General features: G+C 74.6%; 15 protein-coding genes. 10 read left to right on the top strand and 5 right to left on the bottom strand.

What is annotated here, in order from left to right; all coding sequences use genetic code 11:
• Nucleotides 1–399 precede the first annotated feature (399 nt).
• The 4 genes from ACZ58X_RS04370 to ACZ58X_RS04355 form a co-directional block, all read right to left on the bottom strand.
• Nucleotides 400–702, bottom strand: a complete 303-nt coding sequence (locus ACZ58X_RS04370) for a glutaredoxin domain-containing protein (protein ID WP_470332167.1) — start codon at nt 700–702, stop codon at nt 400–402.
• Entirely contained in the window at nt 699–2,783 is a 2,085-nt protein-coding gene (locus ACZ58X_RS04365) for a serine/threonine-protein kinase (protein WP_470332166.1), read from the bottom strand. Before ACZ58X_RS04365 ends, ACZ58X_RS04370 begins: the two co-directional genes overlap by 4 nt.
• 112 nt (nt 2,784–2,895) lie before the next feature.
• The gene (locus ACZ58X_RS04360) at nt 2,896–3,966 is read right to left on the bottom strand and encodes an alpha/beta fold hydrolase (protein WP_470332165.1); all 1,071 of its coding nucleotides are present in this window, start codon (nt 3,964–3,966) and stop codon (nt 2,896–2,898) included.
• Between the two features lie 92 nt (nt 3,967–4,058).
• Nucleotides 4,059–4,820, bottom strand: coding sequence for a dienelactone hydrolase family protein (locus ACZ58X_RS04355; RefSeq protein ID WP_470332164.1), 762 nt, complete (start codon nt 4,818–4,820; stop codon nt 4,059–4,061).
• 93 nt (nt 4,821–4,913) lie between these two features.
• Here ACZ58X_RS04355 and ACZ58X_RS04350 point away from each other — a divergent pair, with 93 nt between their 5' ends.
• Nucleotides 4,914–5,234, top strand: a complete 321-nt coding sequence (locus ACZ58X_RS04350) for a DUF6191 domain-containing protein (protein ID WP_470332163.1) — start codon at nt 4,914–4,916, stop codon at nt 5,232–5,234.
• 62 nt (nt 5,235–5,296) lie between these two features.
• Here the strand turns inward: ACZ58X_RS04350 and ACZ58X_RS04345 are convergent, their stop codons facing one another.
• Nucleotides 5,297–6,247: a (2Fe-2S)-binding protein gene (locus tag ACZ58X_RS04345; protein WP_470332162.1), complete on the bottom strand. Its 951-nt coding sequence runs from the start codon at nt 6,245–6,247 to the stop codon at nt 5,297–5,299.
• Between the two features lie 160 nt (nt 6,248–6,407).
• Between ACZ58X_RS04345 and ACZ58X_RS04340 the strand changes: the two genes are divergently transcribed.
• The 9 genes from ACZ58X_RS04340 (at nt 6,408) to ACZ58X_RS04300 (ending at nt 17,754) form a co-directional block, all read left to right on the top strand.
• Nucleotides 6,408–7,445, top strand: coding sequence for a FecCD family ABC transporter permease (locus ACZ58X_RS04340; protein WP_470332161.1), 1,038 nt, complete (start codon nt 6,408–6,410; stop codon nt 7,443–7,445).
• The gene (locus tag ACZ58X_RS04335; protein WP_470332160.1) at nt 7,442–8,485 is read left to right on the top strand and encodes a FecCD family ABC transporter permease; all 1,044 of its coding nucleotides are present in this window, start codon (nt 7,442–7,444) and stop codon (nt 8,483–8,485) included. Before ACZ58X_RS04340 ends, ACZ58X_RS04335 begins: the two co-directional genes overlap by 4 nt.
• On the top strand, nt 8,485–9,333 hold the full coding sequence (locus ACZ58X_RS04330; protein ID WP_470332159.1) for an ABC transporter ATP-binding protein: 849 nt from the start codon (nt 8,485–8,487) through the stop codon (nt 9,331–9,333). Before ACZ58X_RS04335 ends, ACZ58X_RS04330 begins: the two co-directional genes overlap by 1 nt.
• A gap of 62 nt (nt 9,334–9,395) precedes the next feature.
• Nucleotides 9,396–10,394 (top strand): ABC transporter substrate-binding protein, encoded by a 999-nt coding sequence (locus tag ACZ58X_RS04325; RefSeq protein ID WP_470332158.1) that lies wholly within the window; start codon nt 9,396–9,398, stop codon nt 10,392–10,394.
• Nucleotides 10,395–10,546: 152 nt separating this feature from the next.
• The gene (locus ACZ58X_RS04320; protein WP_470332157.1) at nt 10,547–11,746 is read left to right on the top strand and encodes an ATP-grasp domain-containing protein; all 1,200 of its coding nucleotides are present in this window, start codon (nt 10,547–10,549) and stop codon (nt 11,744–11,746) included.
• Nucleotides 11,743–13,542 carry an IucA/IucC family protein gene (locus ACZ58X_RS04315; protein WP_470332156.1) on the top strand — a complete coding sequence of 600 codons (1,800 nt, stop codon included), beginning with the start codon at nt 11,743–11,745 and terminating at the stop codon, nt 13,540–13,542. Before ACZ58X_RS04320 ends, ACZ58X_RS04315 begins: the two co-directional genes overlap by 4 nt.
• Entirely contained in the window at nt 13,539–14,744 is a 1,206-nt protein-coding gene (locus ACZ58X_RS04310; protein ID WP_470332155.1) for an MFS transporter, read from the top strand. The genes ACZ58X_RS04315 and ACZ58X_RS04310 overlap by 4 nt, the downstream gene beginning before the upstream one ends.
• Nucleotides 14,741–16,495 (top strand): IucA/IucC family protein, encoded by a 1,755-nt coding sequence (locus tag ACZ58X_RS04305; protein ID WP_470332154.1) that lies wholly within the window; start codon nt 14,741–14,743, stop codon nt 16,493–16,495. The genes ACZ58X_RS04310 and ACZ58X_RS04305 overlap by 4 nt, the downstream gene beginning before the upstream one ends.
• Nucleotides 16,492–17,754 (top strand): type III PLP-dependent enzyme, encoded by a 1,263-nt coding sequence (locus ACZ58X_RS04300; RefSeq protein ID WP_470332153.1) that lies wholly within the window; start codon nt 16,492–16,494, stop codon nt 17,752–17,754. Before ACZ58X_RS04305 ends, ACZ58X_RS04300 begins: the two co-directional genes overlap by 4 nt.
• Nucleotides 17,755–17,808 lie beyond the last annotated feature (54 nt).

The following is a 17,808-nucleotide window of genomic DNA, read 5'->3' as shown; positions in this document are numbered from 1 at the left end:
CGGTCGAGCGGCTTGCCACCGAGGGGTGGGGGTGGGGGCTACCGCTGGGGGGTGACCAGAAGCATGACAATCCAGCAGATGAATTGACAGGTCTGCATCAGTGATTGGCCAGGTCCCGCCAGTTGGTAAAGGAATTCAAAAAGCGGTCGAATCGGGGCAATCCGACCTGTCGCGCAGGGGGTTCCGATCCGCATCAGGCCCGACCGCCTGCGCCGACGGCGGATCGGCCACCGACCGCCGGTCGGGGTGTCAATACCGATGACCGGCCGATCGACTTTTACATCCTTGTAGAAGTTTCCATACACACCCTTGACGCCCCATTGGCGAGGTCCCGCCATCGAACGCCCTTGCCCGCCGAGGTGACGGCCTGATAGGACCGGCGGCCCGGTGACCGACCGCCTACGCGCCGTACTCCCGTGCGGCGGCCAGCAGTTGGCGCAACGAGGGGTTCACCAGCGGACGGCCGGCCACCCGCACCGTCGGCACGGTCTCGTTGCCGTCCGCGACCGAGCGCACGAAGGCGGCCGCGTCCCGGTCCTTCCAGATGTTGACCCGGGTGAAGCGGCGGCTGTACCGCAGGCGGGTGAAGAGCAGCCCGAACCGCAGCTTCATGCAGTAGGTGCACAAGGGGCGCCAGTAGAGCACCACTTCACCGCTCCCGGCCCCCTCGTCCGTCGCCGCACCGGTCGCCGGTTCCGTCACTGCAACCTCCATTCCTGCGCCGTGTTGCCGGGTGTGCACGCGACCATGGTGAGCTCGTTGCCGGGGCCGTTGTCCGTCATGCACGACTGGTTCTGGTAGTCGCCCAGCGTGTACGAGCCCGGGGTGCTGCCGTTGCGGACCGTCCACCGGGTGAGGAAGCTGTACCCGTTGCTCAGCACCACCTTGCCGTCCATGGTCTGGACGAGCTGCGGGCCGCCGTTGTTGCAGGCGTTGAACAGGATCCAGCTGCCCGGGTCGGTGGCGCGCACCCAGCCGTACTGCGAGGCGCCGCCGAGGACGATCGGGTTGTCGCCGTTCAGGTTGTCGTTGCGCATCCCGATCGGGCGGCCGTCCTTGACGCTGACGATGGTGCTCCAGCTGTTGCCGCCGCAGGACGGGGGACGGCCGGCCGCCGGTGGGGCGGGCGGGTTGCCGCCCGCCGACGAACCGGCCGAAGCGCCTGAGCCGCCTGAGCCGCCCGAGCCGCCGCCCGAACCACCCGAACCGCCGCCCTGGGAGGCCGGGTTGCCGGGCTTGGACGGCGGCTGGTCCGCCGCCGCACCCCCGCCCGCGGACTGGCCGCCCGAGGCCCCGCCGGCGGCCGCGCCGCCACCGGGGTTCGAGCCGCCGCGCCCCTGGGAGCCGCCGTTGCCGCCCTGGGCCGGTACGGGTACGGGCAGTTGGGTGCCGGGCGGTAGCCCGCCGCCGGAGGCGTGCTGGTCGGCGGTCGGGGCGGCCGACGGGGTGTCGGTCGGTGGCGGCGTGACGGGTCCGGAGCCGGCCGCGGCCGGGGTGGTGGTGGCCGGCACCGCCGGGACCGTCACCACCACGGTGGGCTGGGCGGCGGGCGGCACGGCCGCGTCGGACCGGCCCGGGCCCCGGTCGACCAGCAGCACCGTCGCCGTGCCCATCGAGATCACGATCGGGACGACCACCGGGAGCAGCAGGGTGCGGCGCGAGCGGCGTCGGCCCGGCTCGGTCTCCGCCTGCGGGTCCGTCCGCACGACCTGCTCCGGACCGGCCGGGGCGGCGGCAGCGGCCCCCGCCGGGACGACGGCGGCGCCGCGGTCCGGCGCACCGGCCGCGGCACCGGCGGCCGCACCGGCGGCCGCACCGGCCGGGTCAGCGGGCGCGGCACCGGGCGCGGCACCGGTCCCGGCCACGCTCCCGACCCCGCCCGCCCGGGCCGCGCCGGCGTCCGCCCGCAGGTCGATCGTCCCGCTGTCCGCCGCCTTCCGGGCCGCCCCCGGCAGCCCGATCGCCACCCGGGCCGCCGCCGCCATCCCGGCAGCGCTCTCGAAGCGGTCCTCGGGCTGCTTGGCCAGCGCGGTGGCGATCAGTGCCCGGACCGCCGCCGGGAAGGTCTCCGGCAACTCCGGCACCGGCTGGTTGACGTGCTTGAGCGCGACCTGCAGCGGCCCCTCGCCCTGGTACGGCACCCGCCCGACCAGCAGCTCGTAGCCGACCACGCCGATCGAGTACAGGTCGGAGGCCGGGCCGGTGGTCTCCCCCGAGGCCTGCTCGGGGGACATGTAGGCCGCGGTGCCGATGACCGCGTACGGCGCGGTGAGCTTGGTGCTGGCGACGGCCCGGGCGATGCCGAAGTCGGTGATCACCACCCCGCCGTCCTCGCGCACCATCAGATTGGAGGGCTTGAGGTCACGGTGCACGATCCCCCGCCGGTGGGCGGCGTGCAGCGCGTCGAGGGCGTCGGCGAGCAGGCGCAGCGCGCGCTCGGCGCTCATCGGACCGTCGTCCTCGAGCACCCGGTCCAGCGGCCGGCCCTCGATCAGGTCCATCACGATGTAGGCGCAGCGGGCGTCGTCGCCGTCCCCGCCGCTCTCCCCGTAGTCGTGCACGCCCACGATGCCTGGGTGGTCGACCGCGGCGACCAGCTGGGCCTCACGGCGGAACCGCTGGAGGCCGGTGCCGTCCTCGAACAGGTCCGCGCGGAGGATCTTCACGGCGACCGGCCGCGCCAGCACCCCGTCCTCGGCCCGCCAGACCGACCCCATCCCCCCGCCGCCGACCTTCTCGACCAGCGTGTACCGCCCGCCGAGCACGGTGCCCGCGCTACTCATCTCCCCTGCCCCCAGGTGTCATGACCCTCCCCGCCGGGTCGTCGGCACACAGTGTGCCAGAGCGTGCCGTGGGCCCAGCAGCCGCTGTGAGGAGGGGGATTGCCCCTGGAAGTCAGGCCTTCCGGGCGATTCGGACCTGCCAGGACACCGCGCGGACGGCCTCGGCGACGACCTCCGGCCGGTCCTGGTGGACGGCGTGCCCGGCACCGGGCACCACCAGGTGGACGCCGAGGGCGGCACCGGCCGTGATCCGCGCCTGCGCGGCGGTGAAGCGGGCCCGCAGCCCGCGGGGCAGCCCCAGCGTCGCGCTCAGCACGGTGACCGGCACCTCGGGCGGCGGCCCGGCGGCCCGGCGACGGCGGAGCTGCCCGGTCGCCCGGTTCGACAGCCGGTTCTCGGCCAGTACGGCCCGCCGCTGGTGGGGGTGGGCGAGGACGGCCGCCTCGGCCCGGGCCGCCGCGTCGCCCGGGCCCGGTGCATCACCTGCGCCCGGCGCGTCACCTGTGCCCGGCGCGGCGGGCGCCCGCGTCGCCCGGAGCAGCCCGATCCGGAGCAGCCCGATCCGGAGCAATCCGATCCGGAGCAGCAGCGACTCGATCACGCTGATCGACCGCGGCCGGAAGTCCTCGTGCGCCGGATCGACCAGGACCAGTCCGGCCACCAGCCCCGGCCGTTCCCGGGCCAGGAGTTGGGCCAGTTGCCCGCCCCAGCTGTGCCCGACCAGCACGGCCGGCCCGGCGTCCAGGTGCCGGACCAGCGCGGCCAGGTCGCCGACCTGCGTGTCCAGGGTCGGAGCCGGTGCGCGGTCGGGTTCGCTGGCGCCGATCCCGGCCCGGTCGTACGCCACGACCCTGGCCTGCCCGGCGAGTTCGGGCAGCAGCGGGGCCCAGGTGAGCGAGCTGGTGCCCATCCCGGCGACCAGGACGACCGGCAGGCCGTCGTCCGGCCCGGAAGTCTCCCCCGAACCGCCGTCCGACCCCGCCCCCGCCCCCGCCTCCGCACCGGGCCCCGGATCCGCACCGGGACCGGCCTCCAGCCAGCGCAATGCCCGCCCGCCACGGTCGAGTTCACCCCGCCGCACGCCGCCGGGCAGGTGCTCGGCCAGGGCCTCGGCGATGACCTGCTGAACTCCGGTCAGGGCCGGCGCCCGACCGGTTCGCGCACGCCACCTGCTGGTTGCCACATCCCGCTCCCCCCGGTCGGCCGTCACGGCGGGGCCACTCTACGTCGCCACGCCCACGGCCGGACGGGGTGCCGGGGCGGTGAACCGGAGCGCTACGCCGGCAGGTTGCGCTGCAACAGGTCGAACAGCGCCGACCAGTGCCGGGCGTCACCGCCCGCGTGGTACCGGGTGGTGTCGGCCTGGGTGTAGCCGTGCCCGGCGCCCTCGTACACCTCCGTCCGGTGGCGGACCCCGGCGGCGGCGAGGGCCTCGTCGAGCCGGGCGATCTGCTCGGGCGGCATCGACTCGTCCTGGTCGGCGTGGCCGAAGTGCAGCTCCGCGGTGATGCGTTCGGCGCGCAGGTGCGGGCTCTCCGGGCGGTCGGTGGCGAGGTGGCCGCCGTGGAAGGCGCCGACCGCGGCGATTCGGCCCGGGTGGCTGACGGCGGCGCTCAGGGCCAGGTAGGCACCGAGGCAGTAGCCCGTGACGCCGATCGGGCCGTCCTGGACCAGCGGGGACTCCTCGAACCAGGCCAGGAAGCCGTCCGCGTCACGCGCGGCCGTCTCCGGGTTCCTGGCACCGAAGAGCAGCGGGCCGAGCTGGGCGAAGATCTCGTCGCACTGCTCGATGTCGATCATCTCGGGCAGTTCCACCAGCGGTGCACGGCCGCTGCGGTAGTACAGGTTGGGGACGAGGACGGTGTACCCGGCCTCGGCGATCCGGTCGGCCATGGACTTCAAGTGGGGCCGGAGCCCGAAGGCGTCCTGGTAGAGCAGCACGCCGGGGTGGGGCCGGTCGTCTTCGGGGTGGGTGAGGTAGGCGTCGGCGGTGCCGTCCGCCGTCGGAATGTCCACGAGGGTTCCGCGCACGGTCATGGGTGAGGGCTCTCCTTAGGGTCCGCGGGCAGCGTAGCCGGTGCGGGCCCCGAGCCGGGAACGCTGCTGCGGGGGCGAAGCGTTGGGCCGGGCATGGGGCTGATCGTGGGATTGGTGTGCGTGATCGCGGCGGCGGTCGGACTGGTGGTACTGGCGGGCTTGCAGGTCCGGGCCGAGTCCTCGCCGCGCCGTCGCGAGCGCGGGCCGGGGGTCGGGGTCGGCGGCGGTGGCGGCGTGCTGGACGAGATGCACGCGATGTTCAGCCCGGGCAAGCGGATCCAGGTCGAGCAGAAGCGGGAGCAGGCGGAGCGCCGGGACGACACCCAGGCCGGGGCCCCACCGCACTTCGGGGTGGACCTGGACCGGGGCGTGGCGGTGCTACGACGGCCGGACGGCGACGGCTCGGATCGGTAGGAGCGGCAGGAGCGGTAAGCGGCAGGGGCGGTAGGGGCGGCTCCGCATGCGCGGACCGTCCGTCAGAACCGCCGCAGCCGCTCCTCGTCGGAGGTGCGCGGGCAGGTCAGGCAGGCGAGGGCCCCGGGTTTGACGGCGTAGTAGAGGCAGCAGCCCAGCCGGGTGCGGGTGTGGTGGGGGCGGCCGTCCGGGGTGCGCAGCCGACGGAAGTCGGCGGCCCCGGGCAGCGGCAGGGTGCCGCCGGGCAGCAGGGCCCCGGCGGCGGCGACGGCGGCGTCCTCCGCCGCGGCTCCGCCGAACTCGCCGTCCTCGCCGTCCTCGCCGCGGCCGACCGCAGCGTTCTGGGCGTTCTCGGCGTCGAGCATCCGGCCGAGGTACCAGACGGCGGAGGCGAGGTCGTCGGTCACCATGCCCCAGAGCGCGCGGTCGCGGCGCCGGGTCGGCCCGGCGAACACGGCGAGCACCGGTTCGAGGTGGGCCACCACGGCGGCCCGCAGTTCGGCGCGCAGTTCGTCGTCGCCGGGGAGGGTGACGTGCCCGCGCGGGCGCAGCGCGAGGTCGCCGGTCGGGGCGTGCAGCCAGAGGTCGGCGGGGTCGACGGCGGGGACGCGCCGGGCGAGGTGCCAGGGGCCGGCGATGAGCAGGCAGACGGACCAGGCGTAGTGGTGCAGCAGTCGGGAGGCGGTGACGTGCGGGCGGGGCGCGCGGCCGTGTTCGGCGACGATGCGGGCCTCCGCCCCGGCCAGGACGGCAGCCAGGGCCCGTTCGTCGGTGGCGAGTCGGGCGCCCGAGCACCAGCCGTCGGCGGCCGAGGGGTCGGGTTCGGCGGGTTCGAGCAGGTGCAGCCGGAGCGCGGGGCAGAGTTCGCGCAGCCGCTCGTAGTCACCGGTCAGGGTGGCCGGCCGGCCCCCGGGGCGAACGGGCGCGGCGCAGACCGGCGGGGCAGGGACGGGCGGGGCGCAGGCCGACGGGGTGCAGGCGGGTGCGACGGGCAGGGGTGTTCCGGGGACCATCGGCACTCCCGAGATCGACTCCGAGTGATTGTTAAGGTGAGGCTCACCTTACAATTCCTCAGAGGGTGCACCGACCATCCGGCCACGCCGCCGGGTGTGACATACGACCATCGGTACGATCTTGACGAATTTAGGCAAACCTAACCTAAGATGTCGACTCGTGCTGAGAACCGACCCACCCTCCACCACAGCCCCGGCGACGCCCCGCCCCGCGGCGGCGCTCCGGCGGCCGTTGCTGCTGGTCGCCGGTGTGGCCGCACTCGTGCTGTGCGCGGCCCTGAGCCTCGCGCTGGGCTCCCGCGCGATCCCGCTGTCCACCGTCGTCGACGCCCTCACCGGCGCCGCCCACGGCGGGGACGCCGACGTGGTGACGGGCCTTCGGGTCCCCCGCACGCTCATCGGCCTGGCCGTCGGGGCCGCGCTCGGCGTCGCCGGGGCGGTCGCCCAGGGCGTCACCCGCAACCCGCTGGCCTCCCCGGTCACCCTCGGCATCAACGCCGGCGCGAGCCTCGCCGTGGTCGCCGCGATCTACGCGCTGGACCTCTCCCGTCCCTCCCAGTACGTCTGGTTCGCCTTCGCCGGGGCGGCCGTCGCCGCCGTCTCCGCCTACGGCATGTCCCGGCGCGGCGGGGACCTCGACCCGGTCCGGCTCGCGCTCGGCGGCACCGTGCTCACCGTGGTGCTCACCTCCTGGACCTCCGCGCTGATGCTGGCCAGTCACCGCACCCTGGACGAGGCCCGGTTCTGGCTGGCCGGCTCGATCGCCGGACGCCACCTGGACACCCTCACCCCGGTGCTGCCGTTCCTGGCGGTCGGCCTGGTCGCCGCCTTCGCGATCTCCCCCGCCCTCAACGCGCTGGCCCTGGGCGACGAGACCGCCCAGGCGCTGGGCGTGCCGGTGGCCCGGATCCGGGTGGTCGGCGGACTGGCGGTGGTGCTGCTCGCGGGCAGTGCGGTCGCCGTCTCCGGACCGGTGGCGTTCATCGGACTGGCCGCGCCGCACCTGGTCCGCGCCCTGCTCGGCAACGACCACCGCTGGCTGCTGCCCGGCTGCCTGATCGCCGGTCCGCTGCTGCTGCTCGCCGCCGACGTGCTCGGCCGGCTCGTGGTGCGGCCCTCCGAGATCGAGGTCGGCATCGTCACCGCCTTCCTCGGCGCGCCGCTGCTCGCGGTACTGGCCCGGAAGGTGGCCAAGTGAGCGCGCGCAACGGGCGGACCGCCGCGCTGGGCGCGATCGGCCGCCGCCGGGCCCGTACCGCCGCCTGGTCGCTGCTGGCCGTCGCCCTGCTGGTGGTGCTCACCGGCATCGCGCTCGGCACCGGCCAGGTGAGCATCCCGGTCTGGGACGCGCTGCGCGCCCTGTTCGGCCAGGGCCAGCCCGGCGACGTCCTGGTGGTGCAGCAGTTCCGGGCGCCGCGCGTGGTGTCCGCGCTGATCGCGGGGGCCGGGCTGGCGATGGCCGGTTCGATGCTGCAGCGGCTGTTCCGCAATCCGCTGGCCGCCCCCGACACCATCGGGATCACCGGCGGCGCCTCCTTCGGCGCGGTGCTGATGCTCGCCACCGGCGCCTCCCAGCAGCTGATCCCGCTGGCCGCGGTCGGCGGCGGGCTGCTCGCCGCGCTGCTGCTCGGCGGCCTGGCCTGGCGCTCCAGGATGGCCGTGACCCGGCTGGTGCTGGTCGGCCTGGCGGTCCAGCAGGGCCTCGCCGCCGCCGTGAACCTGATGATCGTACGGTTCCCGGCCGAACTGGCCTCCTCCGCCATGCAGTGGACCACCGGCTCGCTGTACGGGCGCAACTGGACCGAGGTGTGGATCGGCGGCACCGCCATCGCCCTCACCGCCGGAGCCCTCGCGCTCTGCCAGCGGCGGGTCGCCGTCCTCGACCTCGGCGACGACTCGGCCGGCGGCCTCGGCCTCGACCCCGCCCGGGACCGGCTCTGGCTGCTGCTGCTCACCATCACCCTCGCCTCGCTGGCCGCCGCCCTCACCGGACCGGTCGCCTTCGTCGCCCTCGCCGTCCCCCACCTGGTCCGGCTGCTCGCCGGGCCGCCCACCCCCGGCACCCTCGGCCTCACCGCGCTCACCGGCGCCGTGCTGCTGCTCGCGGCCGACCTCCTCGTGCTGCACGTGATCCCCGTCCACGGCCTGCCGGTCGGTGCCGTCACCGCCACCCTCGGCGCGCCCTGGCTCCTGGTGCTGATGATCCGCCAGGGCCGGCTTCCCCAGAGGAGCAGCTGATGACCTCCCTCCCGGCCCCCTCGACCGCCAACCGGCTCGCCGCCCGAGGCCTCGGACTGCGCTACGGCGACCGGACCATCGTCGACGACCTCGACCTCGAACTGCCCGGCGGCGCCGTCACCGCGATCGTCGGACCGAACGCCTGCGGCAAGTCGACCCTGCTGCGCGGCCTCGTCCGACTGCTCGACCCGGCCGCCGGCACGGTCACCCTGGACGGCGCCGACATCCACCGGATGCCGGCCCGCACCCTCGCCAAGCGGATGGGCCTGCTGCCGCAGCAGCCCGTCACACCGGAGGCGGTCACCGTCGAGGCGCTGGTCCGGCTCGGACGCTACCCGCACCAGCGGATGCTCAGCCCGTGGTCCAAGGCCGACCAGGCGGCGGTCGAGGAGGCGCTGGAGCGCACCGGGACCGCCGAGCTGCGCGACCGGCAGGTCGACCGGCTCTCCGGCGGGCAGCGCCAGCGGGTCTGGATCGCGCTCGCGCTCGCCCAGGAGACCGACCTGCTGCTGCTCGACGAGCCGACCACCTTCCTCGACCTGCGGCACCAGCTCGACGTGCTCGACCTGGTCGCCGACCTGCACGCCGAGGCCGGACGCACCGTCGTCATGGTGCTGCACGACCTCGGGCAGGCCGCGCGGTACGCCGACCACCTGGTGGTGCTCAAGGACGGGCGGCTCGCCGCGGCCGGTCCGCCCGCCGAGGTCCTGACGGCCGACCTGGTCGAGGCCGTCTTCGGCGTGCCGTGCCGGGTGGTGCCCGACCCGGAGACCGGCACTCCGCTGGTCGTGCCGCGGGCCCGGGTTCGCGCCGCCGCCGCCGCGCCCGCCGCTCCCACCGCCGTCTGACCCCACCCCACCCCCTTCCCTCCTCTTCCGTCTCCCCGTTCGACCCGATCCAAGGAACTCCGATGAACCGCCGACTCCCCGTCGCCGTCCTCGCCGTCACGCTGTCCGCCACGTTCCTCGCCGCCTGCGGCAGCAACGGGGACGGCGCCAAGTCCGGCGGTGACTCCGGCTCCGCCGCCGCCTCGGCCGGCACCGCCGCCGGGTTCCCCCGCACCGTCAAGCACGCCGCCGGGACCGCCCAGCTCAAGTCCCAGCCCAAGCGCGTCGTGGTGCTGGACAGCGGCGAGCTGGACGACGTCACGCTGCTCGGCATCACTCCGGTCGGCGCGGTGTCCCCGCACATGAAGACCGAGGGCGGGTTCCCGAACTACCTCAAGGACAAGATCAAGGACACCAAGGACGTCGGCCCGATGAACGAGCCGAACCTGGAGCTGATCGCCTCCCTCAAGCCGGACCTGATCCTCTCCTCCAAGGTCCGGCACGCCAAGGTGTACGACCAGCTGAACGCGATCGCGCCGACCGTGCTGGCCGAGACCACCGGCTTCCCGTGGAAGGAGAACCTGGCGCTGTACGCCCAGGCCCTCGGCAAGGAGGACGAGGCGAAGAAGGCGCTGGCCGACTACGAGGAGCGGGCCCACAAGCTGGGCGAGGCGATCAAGGCCAAGTACAACGGGACGATGCCCACCGCCTCGGTGGTCCGCTTCGTGGCCGGCCCGACCCGCCTGTACGCGAAGGCCTCCTACAGCGGCGTGGTGCTCAAGGACGTCGGCCTGACCCGCCCGGCCCCGCAGGACGTGGACAAGAACATCATCGAGGTCAGCGCCGAGCAGGTCAGCCAGGCCGATGCCGACCTGGTGTTCGTCACCACTGCTGACGACCCGTCCAAGACCAAGGAGAGCGAGGTCCAGCAGACCCCGGTCTGGAAGGGCCTGAACGCCGTCAAGAACAACAAGGTCTTCACCGTGCCGGACGAGACCTGGATGTCCGGCATCGGCGTCCAGGCCGCGGACGCGATGCTCGTCGACATCGCCAAGGCGGCGGGCGTGGACGCGCCCAAGTAGCCGTCGCCCCACGAACAGCTGACGGCGAACAGATTTCAGAATTCAACTTTCAGAGTTCATCTTTCAGACGACAGATAACAGATAACAGATTTCGAACTCTGTCATCTGTTCGCCGTCCTTCGTCTGCCATCCACGCTCCGAGGACCCTCCCCATGCGGCTCTACCTGCTCGCCCTCAACCCCACCGACTCGGTCACCCGCGGCTTCCTGCCCGCCGCCGCCCGGCTCGGACTCGACGTCACCGTCCTCACCGACCACGCCGAGGCCCACCAACGCGCTTACGCCAGAGCGGAGTTCGCCTGCGAGGTGGTGGAGTGCGACGTCCAGGACTTCCGCGAGGTCATCGGCCTGATATCCCAGCACCACACCCCGGCCGCGGTGTTCAGCAACAGCGACCACCTGCAGACCCAGACCGCCCTGGTCGCCGAGTACTTCGGCCTGGCGGGCAAGGACTGGAAGGCCGCCCTGCGGGCCAAGAACAAGGGCGAGCTGCGCCGCCACCTCGCCGACCGCGGCCTGGACGCGGTGGAGTCCGCCGAGCTGGCGCCCGGGCAGGACCCGAGCGGCCTCACCCCCTCGTTCCCGTGCATCGTCAAGCCGCGCGAGGGCGTCGCCAGCGAGGACGTCACCCTGGTCGCCGACGCCGCCGAACTCGCCCTGCGGGTCGAGGAGATCCAGCAGCGCCGCCCCGGCGCCACCCTGGTGGTCGAAGAGTTCCTGGCCGGCGAGCTGTGCACCCTGGAGACCCTGGGCGACGGCCGGACCAGGCGCGTCCTCGGCGGCTTCCGCACCCGCCTCTCCCCGCCGCCGGACTTCATCGAAGAGGTGCTGACCTTCACCCCGGCGCACCCCCGGCCGGTGGTCGAGCAGGTACTCGCCCAGCTCGACGCCCTCGGGGTCGGACTCGGCGCCTGCCACACCGAGTTCGTCCTCCAGCCGGATGGCCGCGCCCGCATCATCGAGGTCAACTACCGCGCCATCGGCGACCAGTGCGACCTGATGCTCGCCGAGATCCTCGGAATCCCCTACTTCGAGCTGGTGCTGCGCGCCCACCTCGGCGAGGAGCTGCCCGCCGACCTCGGCGCCCGCGGCGACCAGCGGGCCCGCCACGAGCGGGTCTGCGCCGAGCAGGCCGGCACCCTGACCGCCGCCCCCGGACCGCACTTCGAGCGACGGGCCGACGGGATCACGCTGTCCTACCTGCCGGTGCGCGAGCTCGGCGCCCGGCACGAGCTCTACCGCACCAACCGCGACTACCTGGGCATCGTCTGGGCGGTCGGCCCGGACCAGGACGCGGTGGACGGCGCGGTCGCGGAGTTCATCGCCGCCAACCGCTGGGAGATCACCTCATGACCCCGGCCGATCATCCCGCCCCCGCCGCCTCGACGCCCACCGACACGGTCCCCACCGCGTCGACCCCCGCCGCTTCGGCCCCCGCCGCTTCGACGCCCGCCGCTTCGGCCCCCACCGCTTCGACGCCCGCCGAGCAGCTCACCCTGCGGGTGCTGTCCGCCCTGCTGCGCGAGGACGTGCTCGGCCTGCGCACCCGCGGCACCCTGGAGCAGCGCCCCGACGGCCCCTGGCTGAGCGACGGTTCGCTCGCCCTGCCGGTCGCCCCCGACGGCTTCCAGGCCGACCACGCCGCCCGGCTGCCGGAGCTGGAGGTCGACGGCGCCCGGATCACCGAACTGACCGCCGTCCTGGCCCTGCTGGCGGAGCGGGCCGATCCGCTGGACCGCCCCGGCCACCTGGCCTTCGCCGAGGAGTGCCGGCAGACCCTCGCCACCATGGAGCTGCACGACCGGGTGCAGCCCGAGGTGCAGGCCGAACTCGCCGAGCGCTACGGCAAGGACGTGGCCGGCTGGGTCGGCCCGCGCTCCGCGCTCGGCTTCGAGACCCTCGCCGCCTTCCTGGACCACCCGGTCTACCCGACCGCGCGCGGCCGCTCCGGCCTGAGCGCGGCCCAACTGCGCTCGTACGCACCGGAGTTCAACCCGAGCTTCGCGCTGCGCTGGCTCGCCGTCCCGACCGGCCGGCTGACCGTACACGGCAGCGGCCCGCTGCCCTCCTGGTGGCCGAGTGCCGAACAGCTCGGCGTGCCGGGCGAGTTCACCACCATCCCGGTCCATCCGCTCACCGCGGACGAGGACTTCGCGCGGATCGTGCCTGGCGCGGTGCTTGCCCCCGAGCCGTACCTCGACGTGCTCCCCACGCTGTCGATGCGCACCGTCGCCGTGGCCGCCGACCCGTCCTGCCACCTCAAACTGCCGCTCGCCACCGCGACCCTGGGCCTGCGCAACCGCCGCACCATCAAGCCGGTCACCCTGGTCAACGGCGCGGTCGGGCAGCGCCTGGTGGAGGCCGTGGCCGCCCACGAACCGCGCTTCGCCGGGCGAATCCTGCACGCCGACGAACAGCACTACGCCCATGCCGAGGACGAGCTGCTGGCCGTCCTGCTGCGCCGCTACCCGGACGGCCTGGACGACGCCGTCACCGTCCCGCTGGCCGCCCTGCTCGCCGAGGCGCCCGACGGCCGGCTGGTGATCGACCACCTGGCCGACCGCTTCCACCACGGCTCTGTCCCGGCGCTGTACGAGGAACTGCTGCGGCTGCTGGTCGACTGGCAGACCACCCTGTTCGGCCACGGCATCGCCCTGGAGTCGCACCAGCAGAACACCTCGCTGGTCCTCGACGGCACCGGCCTGCGGCTGCTCTACAAGGACAACGACGGCCCCCGGGTCAACACCACCCGGGCGGGCCGCTCCCCGGTCCGCGAACTGGCCGCTCTGGTGGCCGAGTTCCGCGACCCGAGGATCATCGGCGAGCAGGACCGCGCACTCACCGACCTGTTCACCACCATCACCGGCCACCTGTGCACCGCCTCGCTCGCCTTCGGCCTGGCCGCGCACGGCCGGATGCCGCTGGCGCGGAGCCTGGAGCTGCTGCGCACCGTCCTCTCCGAGGCGGTCGACCGACTGGGCCCGGCCGGACAACCGCTTCGCGCCGATCTGCTGGACGCCGAACGCCTGCCGGTCAAGGCCATGGTGAGCGCCGGGACGCTGCTCAGCAAGGAGCGCAGCGGCGCCGCGGACATCAACAAGCACTACACCGACGGCCCCAACTACCTCCTGCCCGAGGACCGTTCGTGACGACCGTCGAACCCCTGTCGCGGCCGACCGGGACCGCGGGGCTGGACCGGCGCCAGGTGCACGCGGTGGCGGCCTGCTACTTCGTCGCCTCCTTCGCCGCCCTCGGCCTGCCGCCGTACCTGACCGAGATCCTCCCCACCCTCGGCGACCACAGCGGCCACTGGGCCGGTCTGCTGTACGTCGTGCCCACCGTCTTCACCGCCCTCGGTGCTCCGCTGTGGGGCCGGCTGGCCGACCGCTTCGGCCAGAAACGGCTGCTGCTGCGCGCCCAACTCGGCCTCGCGGTCTCCTTCCTGCTCGCCGGGGCCGCCGACAGCCTGCCCGCGTTCACCGTCGCGCTGGTGCTCCAGGGCTTCCTCGGCGGCACCTTCTCCGCCACCAACGGCTACCTCGCCGCAGCCCTGGACGGCTCCCGGCTGTCCAAGGCGCTGACCCTGATGCAGGGCAGCGCCCGGGCGGCCCTGGTCGCGGCGCCGATCCTGGTCGGCGTACTGTCGCCGTGGATCGACCCGCACCGGCAGTACCTGGTGATGGCGGTACTGCCGCTGACCGCCGCGACGCTGCTCAACTCCCTGCCGGAGCCGGTCCGTCCGACCCTCGCCCCGGCGGGCCGCGACGCCGGCACGAGCGCCCCGGCCGCCCCGGCCGACCGGCCCGGCTCGCTCCGGCTGCTCTACACCTTCGAGTTCGCCTTCGTCTTCGCCACCATCATCTCCTTCCCGTACCTGATCACCCTGGTCCAGCAGCGGCTGCCGGGGGCCGGCGGCACCCTCGCGGGCCTGCTGTTCGCGCTGCCGCACCTGGTCTACCTGGTCGGTGCCGGCCGGGTGCACGCCGCCGTCGAGGCGCGCCCGCGCAGCGGACTGGCCCTGGGCTTCGCCCTGGTGGCCGTCGGACTGGCCGGCCACGCCCCGGCCCACTCGCTGCTCACCTTCGCCCTCACCCGGGCAGTGCTCGGACTCGGCATGACCTTCGGCCTGGTCTGCCTCGCCGTCCTCGCCGCCGAAGCCGCCCGCGGCCGCGCGCCGGGCCGGATGTTCGGCACCCGCGAAACCGTCTCCAAGTGCGGCGCCGTCGCCGCCGGACTGGCCGCCGCGCTCGCCAACGGCAGCGGCGGACCGGCCGCCCCGGTCGTCACCGGCACCGTCGCCGCACTGGCCGCCGCCCTGCTCGCCCTCCTGACCCGTAGGAGTTCCCGATGACCGCCCGGCCCACCACCCTCCCCGCCACACCGTCGACCACGGACCCCGCCGAACTGCCCGGCGCGGACGAGGCGGTGGCACACACCCTGCTCAACTGCCTGCTGCGCGAGGTGTCCGCCCCCGAGCACCAGACCGCCGTCGACGACGGGCACCTGCTACTGCGCCTGCCCCGCCGCGGCACCCTGCTGCGGGTCGCCCTGCGTCGCACCTCGCTGCTCGGGGCGCACCGGTTCACCGGCCCCGTACACGAGGAAACCCCCGACGGATGGCGCGAGTTGGGCTGGCGCGAGCTCGCCGGGTACGCCCAGGACGAGCTGGAGCTGCGCACCGGCACGGTGAACGAGGAATTCCTCGACCAGGTGGCCTCCAGCCACCAGGGCGTCGGCGCGGGCCTGGCCGACCGGCCGGCCGCCGGGGCGGACCGCTACCTGGAGTCCGAGCAGGCCCTGCTGTTCGGCCACCGCTTCCACCCGGCCCCCAAGTCCCGCTCCGCTGCCCGGGGCGACTGGCGCCATTACGTGCCCGAGTCCCGCGCGGCCTTCCCGCTGCGCCACCTGGCCGTACGCGCCGAGCTGCTGGCCGAGGAGTCCGTCACCCCGGGGGCGAGCGCCGTCCTGGACGGCCTCGGCGAGGTGCCCGACGGCTACCGGCTGCTGCCCGCCCACCCCTGGCAGTACCAACTGGTCGGCGACCACCCGCTGTTGCGCGCGGCTCTGACCCGCGGTGACGTCCTGGACCTCGGCCCGCGCGGCGAGCGCTTCGCCGCCACCGCCTCGGTGCGCACCCTGTACGGCGCGGACGCCTTCCTCAAGTTCAGCCTCAACGTCCGCATCACCAACTGCCTGCGGAAGAACGCCGCCTACGAGCTCTCCGGCGCCGTCCGGCTCACCCGCCTGCTGGACCCGGTGCTGACCGACCTGGCCGGGCGCTTCCCGGACGCGGCGATGCTGCGCGAACCCGCCTTCCGCACCCTCGCCCTCCCGGGCGCCGACGGCCACCCCGACCGGGCCCTGTTCGAGGGCTTCGGCCTGATCCTGCGCGACGGCTTCGGCGGTCTGCTGCGGCCCGGTGTCACCCCGCTGCTCGCCGGCGCCGTCGCCGACGAGCACCCGACCAGCTCGGCCCACATCTCCCGTCTACTGGAGGGGAGTTCGGGCGGAGCGGCCGCCCTCGACTGGTGGCGCGACTACCTGCGGCTGCTCCTCCCGCCGGTGCTGGCGGCCTACTTCGACCACGGCGTGGTGCTGGAGCCGCACCTGCAGAACGTGCTGATCGGCGTGGACGCGGACGGCCGGCCGGCCCAGGTGCTCTTCCGTGACCTGGAGGGCACCAAGCTCGTCCCCGAGCAGAACGCCGGACTGCTCGCCGCCCTGCCGCCCGAGGTGGCCGGCCCGATGACGTACGACGCCGAGCGCGGCTGGGACCGGGTGGTCTACTGCCTGCTGGTCAACCACGTCGCCGAACTGCTCGCCGCCCTCGCCGACCGCCACCCCGAGTCGGAGGGTGCGCTCTGGCAGGCCGTCCGGGACGCCCTGGAGGAGTACGCGGCCGCCCACGGTCGCCCGCCGCGGCTGCGGGCACTGCTGGCCGGCGTCCCGCTGCCCGCCAAGGCCAACCTGCTCACCCGCTGGGAGCGCAAGGCCGACCGGGAGGCCGGGTACGTCCGGCTGCCCTCCCCGCTGGCCGGCTCGGTGCTCGCCGAGGCCGCCCGCATGACCACCCACCTTCCGACCGGGAGCGCCGTCCGATGAGCCACACCCCGACCACCGGCACCCCGACCACGGACGCCCCGACCACTGGCGCCCCGGTGACCGACACCGTCCACCGCCACGTCGCCTCCCTCGCACCCGACCAACTGCCCGCCTACGTCTACGACCTGGCCGCCCTGCGGGAGCACGCCGCCGCCGTCCGGGCCGCCCTGCCCGAACGGGTCGAGCTGTACTACGCCGCCAAGGCCAACCCGGACGCCCCGCTGCTGACCGCGCTGCGCGACGCCGTCGACGGCTACGAGGTCTCCAGCGGCGGGGAGTTGGCGCACGTACGGGCCGCCGTCCCGGACGCGCCGCTGGCCTTCGGCGGGCCGGGCAAGACCCCCGCCGAGATCCTCGCCGCCGTGGACGCCGGAGTGCACCGCTGGCACGTCGAGAGCGAGCAGGAACTGCACCGGCTCGCCGCCGTACTGGCGGAGCGCCCGGCAGCGGTCGTTGACGTCCTGCTGCGGGTGAACCTGCCGGTGGTCACCGACGCCCTGGACGCGGTGCCGCTGGCGATGGGCGGCCGACCGACCCCGTTCGGGCTCGACCCCGACCGGGCCGAGGAGTGCGTCCGGCTGCTCACCGACGGCGGCCCGCTCGGGCACCGGCTGCGGCTGCGCGGGGTGCACGCCCACCTGGCCAGCGGGCTGGCGCCGGACGAGCAGTTGGCGGTCGCCGAGCAGATCGTCACCTGGTCGGCCGAACTGGCCGAGCGGCACGGCTTCCCGCTCGCCGAGGTCAACGTCGGCGGCGGGATGGCGGTGGACTACGACGACCCGGCGCGGCGCTTCGACTGGACGACCTTCGGCGAGGGCCTGGCCAAGCTGCTCGACGCCCACCCCGGGCTGACCCTGCGGATCGAGCCAGGGCGGGCACTGACCGCCTACTGCGGCTGGTACGCGACCGAGGTGCTGGACGTGAAGCGCAGCCACGGCGAGGACTTCGCGGTGGTCCGCGGCGGCACCCACCACCTGCGCACTCCGGCCACCCGCGGGCACTCCCAGCCCTTCGCGGTGCTCCCGGTGGACGCCTGGCCGCACCCCTGGCCGCGCCCCGCCGTCACCACCGGCCGGGCCACCCTGGCCGGGCAGCTGTGCACCCCGAAGGACGTCCTGGCCCGGGCGGCGGACGGCGCGGCGGGCCTGCGGACGGCGGACCGGGTGCTGTTCGCGATGGCGGGCGCGTACGGGTGGAACATCTCGCACCACGAGTTCCTGATGCACCCGCGACCCGGGTTCCACTACCTGGGCGACTGACCGGCGGCCGACCGAGGGCAACTGGCCGGAGGCCGGCTGGCGGCTGGCGGTTGG

This window comes from Kitasatospora sp. NPDC040550 (assembly GCF_055594965.1).
Note: the sequence above shows the minus strand (reverse complement) of the source record. Positions and strands in the feature narration are given on the sequence as shown.

What these genes read in the sequence shown, in the direction of transcription:
- ACZ58X_RS04365 (WP_470332166.1), bottom strand. Translation starts at nt 2,783, where the DNA reads ATGAGTAGCGCGGGCACCGTGCTCGGCGGGCGGTACACGCTGGTCGAG.
- ACZ58X_RS04320 (WP_470332157.1), top strand. Translation starts at nt 10,547, where the DNA reads ATGCGGCTCTACCTGCTCGCCCTCAACCCCACCGACTCGGTCACCCGC.
- ACZ58X_RS04345 (WP_470332162.1), bottom strand. Translation starts at nt 6,247, where the DNA reads ATGGTCCCCGGAACACCCCTGCCCGTCGCACCCGCCTGCACCCCGTCG.
- ACZ58X_RS04305 (WP_470332154.1), top strand. Translation starts at nt 14,741, where the DNA reads ATGACCGCCCGGCCCACCACCCTCCCCGCCACACCGTCGACCACGGAC.
- ACZ58X_RS04300 (WP_470332153.1), top strand. Translation starts at nt 16,492, where the DNA reads ATGAGCCACACCCCGACCACCGGCACCCCGACCACGGACGCCCCGACC.
- ACZ58X_RS04315 (WP_470332156.1), top strand. Translation starts at nt 11,743, where the DNA reads ATGACCCCGGCCGATCATCCCGCCCCCGCCGCCTCGACGCCCACCGAC.
- ACZ58X_RS04355 (WP_470332164.1), bottom strand. Translation starts at nt 4,820, where the DNA reads ATGACCGTGCGCGGAACCCTCGTGGACATTCCGACGGCGGACGGCACC.
- ACZ58X_RS04350 (WP_470332163.1), top strand. Translation starts at nt 4,914, where the DNA reads ATGGGGCTGATCGTGGGATTGGTGTGCGTGATCGCGGCGGCGGTCGGA.
- ACZ58X_RS04330 (WP_470332159.1), top strand. Translation starts at nt 8,485, where the DNA reads ATGACCTCCCTCCCGGCCCCCTCGACCGCCAACCGGCTCGCCGCCCGA.
- ACZ58X_RS04325 (WP_470332158.1), top strand. Translation starts at nt 9,396, where the DNA reads ATGAACCGCCGACTCCCCGTCGCCGTCCTCGCCGTCACGCTGTCCGCC.